Source organism: Nostoc sp., from assembly GCF_036918245.1.
Taxonomy (GTDB): domain Bacteria; phylum Cyanobacteriota; class Cyanobacteriia; order Cyanobacteriales; family Nostocaceae; genus Nostoc.
The window spans coordinates 221,611-233,868 of record NZ_JBALEF010000071.1 but is presented as its reverse complement, the minus strand read 5'-3'; the positions used below and the strand labels follow the sequence as shown (position 1 = coordinate 233,868).

Below are 12,258 nucleotides of genomic sequence, written 5' to 3'. Positions count from 1 at the left end.
TCAATTTCTTGGGTTGATTATGTGGAAAATACTGGATGCAAGGTTAAGTGAATACAAATATCTAGATGATTATTTGGTTCGCCTCGACATGAAAACCAGAAATGAAACCTGTTAGCTCTGGAAAATTAAAATGCTGAACATTATGAGTAGCTGCTCTGATATCTCATAACGTTTATCCTCATGTGCACCACACATAGTATCGAATTCCTATTTTTTTTTAAGAACCACAGAGCACACTAAAAATAAGCATGGCTCCTGTGATAATATAATATGTTGCAACAATAAAGAGAATTAATGCAATTAGGCGATTTTATTCAGTTCTAAAATTGCAGTCAAGCAGTAAAATAATTGGCCTTCAATAGCCGTCTCTTTATAATTGCCGAGGAGGGTTAATGCCGTCAAATTCAATGTATCATGATCTTTAGCAATATTTAAGAAATAAAATCAATCTTGGCGATATGGTGTATTGTTAATCTTTTACCCTGATTATACAACTAACTCAGGGCTGGATTTTGAAGAAAAACTTTCACTCTTTAGATAGTTGTCGTTGATGGTAAATTTTCAAATACTAGACTGGAAATTAGCGATCGCAATCAAAAATTTCGAGCGTGATTGCGCCAAGATTTTTGGCTAGGAATTATTTTTTTACAAAAGATAATTTTATGAAAAGGAACTTACAGATAAACTAGGATTTTTGGAAGATGTCTATTGTGTTTGACTACATTGTGTCGTACACTGAAAATCAAAACAGTGGTGGAATTTGAGAAAGTTTTTTGTTGTAGCGAAAGTAGTAAAAACCTTGCTTGATTGGTGTAATTAAACACCTTGGTACACTTAAGAATCTTCATATATACTTTTAGTGTTTAGTGTGATTTCATTGTAGTTAGGAAACAATTTATGAAAAATTTACAAAAAATTTTTACAATTGCAGCCTCTAGCTTAATTACATTAGGAGGATTAATTGCTTCTCCTGCTTACGCGACAACGTTGGTATTTAGCGGACAACCTCAAAATACTTGGCAAGTCAATTTGAGTTACGACGAAAACAACATCAATTACTCAACAGAAGCTGGTACAACAGTTGGCACAACCCTTGCAACTAATTTAACAATAGATGGCTATATCGGTAGTTACGACAATTCCGATGATTATGGTCGGTGGGATTGGACAAATGTTGGAGATACTATTACTTTTTCCAAGGACAACTTTTCAGATCCTTTAGAACCGCTTCAGATTAGCCTTCGGGTATATCCTCCAGTGCCGTCTGATGCCAATGCTGATGCACAATACGGTGGAACTGGTAGTTTAATTTTAGACTTTGAAACTTTCGGCAATACGGGTACAGGTTCAATAGATTTTGAGGATGGATGGTTTGCATCTGGTGGCTATACGTTCGGTGGAGACGTTTTAGACTATAAAGTTACTTTGGCATTGTCTTCTAACTCAGCAAATACTATTCCTGAACCCTCCACTACTGTAGGTTTAATGCTATTTGGGTTACTCAGTGTTCAAACACTATTGCTCAAAAAAAGACAGTCTAATTCAAAGGCACGTAACACAATGGCACATTTGAAAAGCTGTTCTTGAGATGGGGAGGCACTTAGAGATGCTTGAGGAAACAAGAGTGATTTTTGGTAATTGTTACTACTTGATGGTTTTCAGTACAGTTATCTATTTATTTCCTCCAGTATTTTTAAGCTCAAGAACAGCTTGCCTCAACAAATACAAACAAACAAGCGTGCCATTCACTTTGTAATACAATTTTCAAACTTATTCGTTTTTTTGTGTAAAACACAAAACTTGAGGCATTTGTGAGAGGTTAAGGTCGGATACTATTTGTTAATAAGCAAGAGTACTCAAAATATGGCTCTTAAGGGACTTCAAGAAAATAAAATATACAGCGAATAAAAATGATAATCATTATGAAGGGGAGGAAGAGGCTGCTGTCGGCAGCCTCTTCCTCCCCGTTTTGTAGTAAATTTAATGATGATTGAATTTGTGAGTGGAAAGAGGTGTCTATAGAATTAACGGATTCACTGAAGAAGTTGTTGAAAGAAACCGCAGAGCAATTAAGCTCACTGCACTCAATAGTTCTTGAGTGCAGACATTTATCTTGCATATTTATTGGGGGGATAAAGCGGTTGCCGACGGCAACCGCTTTATCCCCATTAAAATGATTATCATTAGCATTCACTGTATATTTTATTCTCTGGAAGTCCCTTACAACTCCTCTGGAGGTAGGGCAACAAATCCAGTTTTCACTCCCCGCTTGAACCCGGCATTTTCATAGAATTTCAACGTCTCTTCGCGTTTTGAGCCACTCAGAAGCATCACTTTATAACACTGTTGTTGCCATGCTAAAGCTAACGCATAATGTAGCACCTATGTACCAAATCCCTGTTGTCGATAATCGAGATGGGTGACAACATTTTCAATAATGCCGTATGGACGTGCGCCACGCGTCAAGTTGGGAACAATAGTTAAATTACATGTTGCTACTAACTGGTTATCAACATCAGCCACAATGTAATACAAACGGGGATCATGTAAAATCCCATCCCAGATAGATTGTAAAACATCATCAGCCGGTAAGGGCCCATCGATGGGATTTAGATGATGATATAAAGCCAAAAGTTGGGGAAGTTCGTCGCGTGTAATTAGGCGAACAGTAATTATCGGTTTTGACAAAGCTGTATTAGGGTAATTTTTGACAATCTCAAATATCAAAATTATGGAAATGTCAATTCAGTGCGAGCGATTCCAGCGCGTTCATGACGAGCTAGCAGTTTAACTGTACTACCTTGAGGCACACGCACCACCCATTCCACCTTTGCCCGATCCTTGGTAGGATCGCTGTGCCGTCTAATGGGAGTTGAAGGCTTATAGGCTCGTCCTTCTAATTGACCTAACTCTTCACGGAGCTTACCCGTTACTAAAGTTCCCCCAGGAGGCAGTTCAATTTCACAGATACAACCCCGCACCAGCTTTTTTTCTAAGGCTTTTTGGGTGACGTTGGTGGGCAACCAGCCTGTATTATGCACAACCAATTGCACTCGATAAGTATCCTTATCCAAGTTGTGAACACTGGCTTCGTAAATCTCTAAACGAGGAGATATTAATAGATGCCAAACCAGCCATTCTGGGAAGAGAGCTATTTCTTTCTCCAGAAACTCAGGGGGTGGATTTGTCCAAGCGTACATGGTATCCCAGCCGCCTAGTTCAATCTGGCCGAGTTGGGGATGCTCGAAGGGATACCAATCTACGTAGCCCTTAAAAGCCAGTTTTTCATCGTTCCAACGCAGCAACTTCAAGTCATCTTCTACAGGGTGTTCTCGCTGCCAATCGATGTATTTATAATCATTAATTCCAGCTTGGCGCTGCGGACTCCAGACTTCTACTGTCCAGGCAAATAGACCTTGGTATTCATAAGCCCAATCATCGAATGTACCTGTAATTACGTCTTTGGGGTCATAGCGGAAATCATGAAAGGCGGAGATGGCTGGATATTGAGTAAGTTCAGTACCTTTTGCACCAATGCGTTGATAGGTGCGGAGGTCATTGACGGGGAATTCGTCATCGCTGAGGTGGGTGTAGGGACGGATGAGAACACCGCTAAAGGTATGAAAGGCGATCGCTCCTGTAATATTAGGATGTGTAGTGATAAACTCAACAAGCGATCGCACTTCTGTTTCAGATGTAGGATAGGAACCAGCCCCCGATTGCTCAGATTCTTGCCGCCACAAAAATGGAAAATTCCGGTTTAAATCTAGCCCTTCTTTAGAACGCTGAATTTTAATCTCAACTCCGTCATAATTTTCTATCTTTCCTTCTGGTAGTACGCGATAATACTGACCACCTGTTTCTGTTGGTTCGCGCCGCACCAGCAGGCGAGGTTCAATAGGACAGACTTTCCAAGCCCCATTAGCATCGGGGATTCGCATCAGTAAAATCCGACCATCGCCATCGATATCTTCCATCACGAACCCATCGTTGCCTTCCTCATCATGGGGATAAGGACGAGTACCGGAGCGAATAAATTTTGGTTTGTCAGCCAATGCCAACTCAGCACCATCAGGATTGACACGGGGACAAATGTAGAAGGTGCGGGTATCTAAACAACGGGTAATTTCTGAGTGAGTACCGTAAGCTGTAACTAATGTTTGCAAGAGATATAGACAAACACTTGATGGTGCGAGTTCAGTGGCGTGAATGTTGCCATCAACCCAGAGGGCAGGTTTTTCTTGATGTGCGCCAGTGGCAAAGTTAGTTACTGTCAATAGCCAGATGTCACGTTCTTCGTAACTCTTGCCAATGCTTTCTATGCGTACTAGTTGGGGAAATTCCTTTGCATAATTGTGTAGAATGCGTGTTAAGTCTTCATAACGATAGTATTTATCAAACCGAACATCTGGCATAATAAACCCCTCAGTACGAATTATTTTAAACCTATTGCCGTTTCAATTCTTGTATCAATAGCTGACAACGCTTACTAGCTTCCCTAGCTTGTTGTCTGAATTGTTTAGCTTGTTCGCGATCAGTCAAACACACTTCAGTTGCTTTTTTACTAAATTTTACAGCTTGACTACTGAGTTCTTTGATTCGAGTCTTTAATTCTTCAATTGTTTTCATTTCTACTCCAATTCTGAGATAATGATTTCTAAATTTTCGACTTATTCATAAAGTCTATCTGCTCGACTAGCCAACAAACTAGCATCGTCAAAATCATTGTCCTCTATTGCTCTATCATCAGCTTCATATAACTCTTCAATGAGCTTATGTAGTTCTGCATAAGCTTTAAGTAATACATTTCTGGTTTCTGATTTCATATTTATTCTTAATCTTCACTCCCGTCAGAAACTTTCAGACCACAGTGAATTCATACAATTTTTGTATATAATTAAACTATTTTACTGAGGTTATTGAACTTTTAGAGAGTAAAGCTAAAAACAAGTATCTGGCTAATTGTATGACTGGAATAAAATGTCTAAAATCACAAATTGCTTGTGACGAAGTTTCAAAGTATTAACTAGGCTTACCCATAATCGTGAATGCTGCCCAGTAGTAAGGATGATTATAAAGATTTTTATCTGATGCCATTTTACTATTTCTATATAGTTGTGTCGCTAAATAAGTTTTAATTCTTACTTCTTGAGGATGCAGATTATTCAAAATATCTTCATACCATTTCGTTAGTTCTCCAGCAGTTAGTTCTTTCAGCCATCGTGTTGCTTCAGCTAAAGCAGTAATTGCTGATTTATTTGGCTGTAATCGTCGATAAAACTCGATCATCACCAAGGCACTAGCTGAAGATTCTACACTCCAAAGAGTACTCACTACATGAGGAACGCCCTGACTCACAAAACCAGTAACTAAACTCACATATTCGCTGCTGATAGTGTAGTTACTAGCACTGAAATTTTCACAAGTAGAGAGGGTAATAAAGTTGTAACTATCTAGATTTTGTTGGCAGATTTCATCTAGAGTAAGTCTGTCTTCACCTGCCAATGCTAATTCTGATTTTTTAGGTTCAGCTAGATTATTAGTGACATGACCCGTAAAATGCAAGATATTATAATTATCAGATAAGGCATTTTCAACAATACTTTTTGTAGCTTCTGCTCCCTGAATTCGTTGGATATTATTGAACATCTGGCTAACAATTTCAGACTCCATTTTGGCAAATTTCAGTGGGGGATAACCTGTACTTTCAGGATGTTCTACACTGAGCAATAATTTATTTTGCCACTGCCAAGTATCCTCAGTTCTGATTGATAAACCTATTTTGGCACTAGGTAGATAGGTGACGCTGAAATTTGATTCCACATTCGGTAACTCTTCTGGTGATGGCGAAGAGAGATGAAAAAGTGTATGAATGGGCAATCTGTACAAGTCACGGTGAGGAATTAAGACCAGTTGGGTGATGCCTTCGAGTTCCTGGGCAATTGTGGAAATATTCAGAATTTTATACAGTTGCAACAGTTTCTCTTCCATATCAACTCGCCAAGAATGTTGACTTTTACTTTCTTTGTCTTGGGCTGTACTACGATATTCTTGGTATTGTTGATGCCAATCTTCTAGCCAAATTTCAAATTCAATTAGGCGTTGCACTGCTTCGGGTAGAGGCAATTCATTTAGACGGATAACGTCTTCTCCTAAAGGTATTACTCCAGCATCTTGCATGGGTGTAAACAGGAGAATTGGTGATGGTGCTTGGTCTTTGAGAATGAAAGTATGTAGGGCAACTGGACTAATATGCCAGTAAATAATTGCTGTTGTAGGATTGAATAGTTGTTGAATTGCGCCATAATAAGGCGAGTATATATGATCATTCCAACCAGAAAGCAGCCAGTTTAAACAAGCATTTTTACCTTGCTCGGCAATTTCCCAAGCTTCTACTAAATCACCGGACTCCACAGCTAAATCAACTGCCAATTGATTGAAGCCTGCAAATTTTAGAGCTAGCTGTTTTTTACTTTCGTCTGAGCGAGTTTCTTCACTCAGTAATTGTCGCAATAAATCTGTCCCTCGTTGCAGCAATTCTTGAATTTGTGTGGTTTGTCCCAAACCCATCAACACTTTGCTTAGAGATAGCAAAACCTCTAAGTGCAACTGGGGAAAATATTCTAGTGTCAAGGTTAACAGCGCTTGATGGTACTCAGATGCAGCTTTGCGCCAATAATCGCGGGGATTGGTATGTTTTTTGCCTTGCTCATAGTAAGTATTAGCGATCGCAAAATGCAATCTACCCCAACCTTCTGGATGGGTATCTGTCCGCAGATGCTTTAACCCTTCTTCGTAGCTGGCTAATTTTCCTTCGTAGCCGCCCTGTTGTAAGGTGGGATTTGTCGCTATCAGACTACTCGACAAATTCCGCAATACCTCAGAATCTACTAAATTACCGATCGCAGTTCCCCGACCAATCCAAGCTTCCCAATAATCTTGTTTAATTTGCAAAGCGTTGTCATAACAGGCGATCGCTTCGGCAAATTGTTCTAAATAAAATAGTGCTAATGCCTGATTATACCAAGCTAAGTGGAAATCGGGTTTTATGGCGATCGCTTGCCGATAGGAGGCGATCGCTTCTTGTCTACGTCCTAAGTTGTCTAATGCTATACCCCGGTTGTACCAAGCTAAGTAGAAGTCGGCTTGAACTGACAGGGCTTTATCCCAGGAGGCGATCGCTTCTGACCACCTGCCTAAATTAAACAGCACTACACCCCGATCTATCCAAACTTCATGGTACTCTGGGTCAATTTCTATCGCTCTGTCATAAGATATAATCGCCTCGGCAAATTGTTCGCTGACAGCTAGGGCTATGCCTCGGTGATACCAGTTTTCCTGGTCTTCTGGTTCGAGTTGCAGGGCTTGGTCATAACTAGCAATAGCTTCTGGTAGCCAACCTAATTTCAGCAGTGCCAAACCCTTGCTAGACCACGCTTCTTTGTAGTTTGGCTTGATTTCTATAGCTTTGTCAAAAGAAGCGATCGCTTCTTCAAAATATCCTAATTCTCCGAGAGTTCCACCCCGGTTGTACCAAGCTTTGTAAAAGTCTGGTTTCAGTTCTACGGCTGTTTCATAAGATGCGATCGCTTGATCAAAACGTTCTAAATGGAACAGCGTTAAGCCTCGATTAAACCAATATTCTGAGAATTCGGGTTGCATTTCAATGGCTTGGTCATAAGATGCGATCGCGCCTAACAAATCGCCTGTTTTCGCTTGGCTTAGACCTTGGTAAAACCACCCTTGAGCATGAGTAATCGGATTATCGCTATGTCGCTCAATAATATCAGGGGAATTACTGCTTTGAACTGCCAAATCAGAAGCAAGTTGCTGGACTAAATTGGTACTTTGATCCAACCTCACCCACAACTCATCTAAGGTATTAGCCACATTTGGCTCTAAATTCGTCAAAGTGTTATCCCAGGTTTCCACCGAGGAAGACGTTGCTAATTCAGTCCTTTGTCTAGTGGAAAGGAGATTTGCTGGTGTTGTAATTTGAACAACTTCTTCTTCTTCGTCGAACCTAAGTTGGGTTAACAAGCTGATTGAATCTTCCGCTGCCGGGAGAGGGATATTTTCTGGTATTGTGATTTGGGCGTCTTCCCTTTCATATTCCCATACCAGTTCCTCTAAGTTTTCGGGCAATCTTTCCTCAAAAGAGGCATTTTGGGGTGCTGACGTTATTGATTCAACATCTGGCAGATCATATTCCCATAATTGTTCGCCTAAGCTACGGATTAGCTCTTGACCAGGAGAAGGTGGGAGAATTTCTTCATCGGTTGTAGTTTCTACCACATCTGGTTCATCATACTCCCATAACTGCTCACCTAAATCGCGGAGCAGTTCTTGCCCAGGAGTACTTTCTATTACATCTGGCTGATCATACTCCCATAACTGTTCGCCCAAATCGCGGATCAGTTCTTGCCCAGGAGTGATTTCTACATCATCTTGTGCCTGATTGTCCTGATAATCTTCTATTTCTGTAGGTAAGTTTTGCATTAGCCGAATGCCAATGTCATAAGCAACTTCTCCAATTCTGCCAACACCAAGTTCCCCCAATTGCACCATCTGTGTTGCTAAAAGAGGATTTGGTGTAGGTGAAGCTAGCAAGCTTTCACCAAACATCACCAACCAGTCTATCCAACGTTCAGTTGGAATGCGATTTTCGATCCGTTGCAGATACCTCAATGCCCACTGTCGTCCTCGTGCTTGATGCACGCCTTCTAACAATTGGATAAACAATTGTTCCAGATCCGCATTGGTTAGTTCTGGTAGTACCCCCACCAGATTGCGTCCTCTCGCACCCTTAAGAGAACTATTCTGTTTACTTGCAATGAGGCGCTTTAAAAACCTTTTAAGCGACTGCGATATCCGCCTGAGCATCTGCCACACTCTTGGATTTTGTTTTTCTAGATTGTAGCCATCGTTGTCTTAAAAAAATCATTAATTACGTAAAAATCCATTAGATTCGGACAGCGCTTCCGTAGCAGGTTAGCAAAAAATATACAAATCTTCAAGAGCATAGCATTACAACGTTACAATTCCCAGATTTAACTCTTGAATTTGACTCTAGCAAGCAGTTAATTTTCAGTTTGCTCTGTAGTCGATTGACCAGCAGGATATAACTGACTAATTAATGCCTGGACAAGCACTTGTGGATCGTCTGTTTCAACAGCAAGCTGTTGAGCAATCTGCTGACGTAAATTTTCATCCTCCTGCAACATCACAAACAACTCTTCTAGGGTGACAGTTTGGTATTCTCCCTCTGGGGGGTTCTCTGGTGCATCTGCTGACTCTGATACTGGGGCAGCTACTTCAGAAGTCAAAGTAGTGCTAAAAGCATCTGGACCTTCGTATTCCCAAATTGGTTCGCCTTCATTGCGTGTCAACAACTGCATCCCGATATTATAGGCAACATCTCCAATTTCTCCGATGCCCAACTCACCCAATTGCACTAACCGCGCAGCCATTTCATTATTTGGTGTAGGAGATGCTAGCAATCTGTCGCCAAAGCGCCCTAACCACTCAACCCAGTCTTCAGTTGTGATGCGATGTTCAATATTATGCAGCCACTTCTGTGCCCATGCTTCCCCTCGTGCTTGATGTACTCCTTGCAACAGTTCGTTGAAGAGAAATTCCAGATCCGTATCGCTCAAGGGTGGTGCTGGTTCTTTTTCCACATTCCTCCTAGATTTTGAGGTAGTCTGTTTTCCACCAAACAAGCTCTGAAAAAGCTTTTTGAGCCATTGAAATAGCCGCTTGAGCATCTGCTGCACCATCGAGTATTGCTTATCTATAAAATTGTAGCGATCGCACTGGACTATGGCGTTAGTTCAGTCAATAAAACGTATAGTCATTTGTCATTTGTCAAGAGTTATTCTCCTCGGCTCCCCAGTTCTTCAAATAGAACAAATGTACTAAATAATATGCTATAATTCCCATACATTGATGTTGAAATCATAGTAGAGGATAAGCTCTGGTTGCTTGCTTTCCTGAGTGCCAAAATTTACGGCATTAGTTGAGTCTTGGGCTATGGCAACATCGATAAATAAAGCCAGGTACGAGAGTTTAAAATAATTGAATCCTCAACTCGACTCGGTGCTACTAATTAACGTTGATAGGCATTGAAGTCTATTTTTCCATGTCTTACGAACCCCTGCACCACAAATATCGCCCCAAAAGTTTTGCTGAACTGGTGGGCCAAGAGGCGATCGCCACTACCCTCACGAACGCGATCGGCACATCCAAAATCGCCCCTGCCTATTTATTCACTGGGCCCAGAGGTACGGGGAAAACTTCTAGTGCCCGGATTCTGGCTAAATCCCTCAATTGTCTCAAAGGTGATAAGCCTACGGCTGAACCCTGCGGCGTGTGTGAGGTTTGTCAGGGAATCACCAAAGGCTACGCCCTAGACGTAATTGAAATCGACGCCGCCAGTAATACTGGTGTCGATAATATCCGCGAGTTGATTGAAAAAGCCCAGTTTGCTCCTGTGCAGTGTCGCTACAAGGTTTATGTAATCGACGAATGCCACATGCTCAGTACCCAGGCATTTAACGCGCTACTTAAGACACTAGAAGAACCACCGAGACACGTGGTTTTTGTGTTGGCAACAACAGACCCGCAACGGGTCTTACCAACGATTATTTCGCGCTGTCAAAGGTTTGATTTTAGACGCATTCAATTAGAAGCGATGGTGAAGCATTTAAGTGCGATCGCATCTTATGAAAACATTCATATTTCACTTGATGCTGTCACCCTGGTAGCCCAACTTTCTCAGGGAGGGTTGCGAGATGCCGAAAGTCTACTTGACCAATTGGGCTTGTTAACGGGTGAAGTCACACCAGAGCGAGTTTGGGATTTGGTGGGGACGGTAAGCGAACAGGACTTGTTAGCGCTTTTAAATGCGATCGCTCAAGATAAACCGGAAGCAGTTCTGGACTGTACTCACCACATTTTAGATCGTGGTCGAGAACCCCTAACTATTCTGCAAAATCTCGCTGCTTTTTACCGCGATTTACTCATAGCTAAAACAGCACCCAACCGCCACGATTTGGTTGCTTGTACTCAGCAAACTTGGACAGCGCTGGTTGAATTTGCTCAATACTTGGATATAAGCGCGATTTTAGTAGGACAGCAACACCTGCGAACATCAGAAGTGCAAATTAAAAACACCACCCAGCCGCGTTTGTGGTTGGAAGTAACATTACTCGGATTGTTACCGAGTGCGACAAATATTCAGCCACAAGCCTCAAGTGTCGCGCCGCGAGTTAATACACCTGCTGTATCTCCAAGCTATCCTCCAGCAGTTGCCCAAAATCACCCAGTCTCTTCTGTACCTCTAGCTGAAACGAAAACAAATCATAATTCTGCATCTCCTAATCATCAAGCGGCTGCCCAAAATCAGTCTGTCACTTCATCTCCCCCAGTTGAACCGCAAACAAATCATAATTCTGCTGCTAACTCAGTTTCACCACCAACCCCAGAACCTGTATCTGTGCCATCGGTGAATATTGAACCAGTAACTTCAGAAGTTCTTGGCGAAGCAGAATATGACTTAACTCAGATTTGGCAACAAGTGCTTGCCAACCTCCAGCCAAAATCAAGGCAAGAAATGCTGCGTCAAATGAGCCAACTCACAGAGTTCGACGGTGTTGTGGCTCGAATTGCTATTAAACAGGCATGGTATGACAAGGGAAAATCTTATCTACCGATGATTACGGCAGCTTTCCAGCAGACTTTCCAGCGTGAAATCCAGATAAATATAGAAAAAGGAATTTCTTCAAACTCTACCTCAGCCAAAAAAAATGCTCCGCCAAAAGACTCTACTCGCCCTCAGCAATCACCCACACCTAGCTACAACCAGCAAATTTCGCCTCCAGCGCCGGCACCACAGCCAACTAATCCACCACCATCAGCACCACAAAAAACCGAGTTGGTTGCAAGAGATGGAAATGAGGTAAATGGAAATAGGGCAAATGGAAATGGTGTAAATGGAAATAGGGTAAATGGAAACGGGTTAAATGGAAACGGGATGCAAACTTTGCCTCTACCCCCAAAACAAACACCCGCACCTGATTGGGAACCTGATGAAGTAGCGATCGCAGCTCAACGTCTAGCAGAATTTTTCAACGGACAAATTATCCGCTTTGCAGATGATTTCCCAGAATTCTCCGATTCCATAACTACACCTGAGTGGGTAGAAGAATCAGACGTGGATGATGAATAAAGAACTTTCAGTTAAAAAAAGATCCCTTT

10 protein-coding genes are annotated in these 12,258 nt (G+C 41.6%); 2 read left to right on the top strand and 8 right to left on the bottom strand.

The window, feature by feature from the left end; genetic code table 11:
• Nucleotides 1-897: 897 nt before the first annotated feature.
• Entirely contained in the window at nucleotides 898-1,587 is a 690-nt protein-coding gene (locus V7L12_RS20825) for a hypothetical protein (RefSeq protein WP_335087120.1), read from the top strand.
• Nucleotides 1,588-1,870: 283 nt separating this feature from the next.
• Here the strand turns inward: V7L12_RS20825 and V7L12_RS20820 are convergent, their stop codons facing one another.
• From V7L12_RS20820 to V7L12_RS20785, 8 genes are all read right to left on the bottom strand, one after another.
• A complete protein-coding gene (locus V7L12_RS20820; RefSeq protein ID WP_335087118.1) occupies nucleotides 1,871-2,194 on the bottom strand; it encodes a hypothetical protein in 324 nt (107 codons plus the stop codon).
• Nucleotides 2,195-2,220: 26 nt separating this feature from the next.
• On the bottom strand, nucleotides 2,221-2,382 hold the full coding sequence (locus tag V7L12_RS20815) for a hypothetical protein (RefSeq protein WP_335087116.1): 162 nt from the start codon (nucleotides 2,380-2,382) through the stop codon (nucleotides 2,221-2,223).
• Entirely contained in the window at nucleotides 2,383-2,688 is a 306-nt protein-coding gene (locus tag V7L12_RS20810; protein WP_335087114.1) for a GNAT family N-acetyltransferase, read from the bottom strand. It abuts the gene before it with no gap.
• A gap of 41 nt (nucleotides 2,689-2,729) precedes the next feature.
• The gene (locus V7L12_RS20805; protein WP_335087112.1) at nucleotides 2,730-4,415 is read right to left on the bottom strand and encodes a M14 family metallopeptidase; all 1,686 of its coding nucleotides are present in this window, start codon (nucleotides 4,413-4,415) and stop codon (nucleotides 2,730-2,732) included.
• 31 nt (nucleotides 4,416-4,446) lie between these two features.
• The gene (locus V7L12_RS20800; RefSeq protein ID WP_179065491.1) at nucleotides 4,447-4,629 is read right to left on the bottom strand and encodes a hypothetical protein; all 183 of its coding nucleotides are present in this window, start codon (nucleotides 4,627-4,629) and stop codon (nucleotides 4,447-4,449) included.
• A 41-nt stretch (nucleotides 4,630-4,670) separates the two neighbouring features.
• Nucleotides 4,671-4,826 carry a hypothetical protein gene (locus tag V7L12_RS20795; protein WP_335087111.1) on the bottom strand — a complete coding sequence of 52 codons (156 nt, stop codon included), beginning with the start codon at nucleotides 4,824-4,826 and terminating at the stop codon, nucleotides 4,671-4,673.
• Between the two features lie 196 nt (nucleotides 4,827-5,022).
• The gene (locus tag V7L12_RS20790; protein WP_335087109.1) at nucleotides 5,023-8,883 is read right to left on the bottom strand and encodes a CHAT domain-containing protein; all 3,861 of its coding nucleotides are present in this window, start codon (nucleotides 8,881-8,883) and stop codon (nucleotides 5,023-5,025) included.
• Between the two features lie 197 nt (nucleotides 8,884-9,080).
• A complete protein-coding gene (locus tag V7L12_RS20785) occupies nucleotides 9,081-9,767 on the bottom strand; it encodes a hypothetical protein (RefSeq protein WP_335087202.1) in 687 nt (228 codons plus the stop codon).
• 374 nt (nucleotides 9,768-10,141) lie between these two features.
• On the opposite strand from V7L12_RS20785, the gene V7L12_RS20780 reads away from it, so the two are divergent.
• Nucleotides 10,142-12,229 carry a DNA polymerase III subunit gamma/tau gene (locus tag V7L12_RS20780; RefSeq protein ID WP_335087106.1) on the top strand — a complete coding sequence of 696 codons (2,088 nt, stop codon included), beginning with the start codon at nucleotides 10,142-10,144 and terminating at the stop codon, nucleotides 12,227-12,229.
• Nucleotides 12,230-12,258 lie beyond the last annotated feature (29 nt).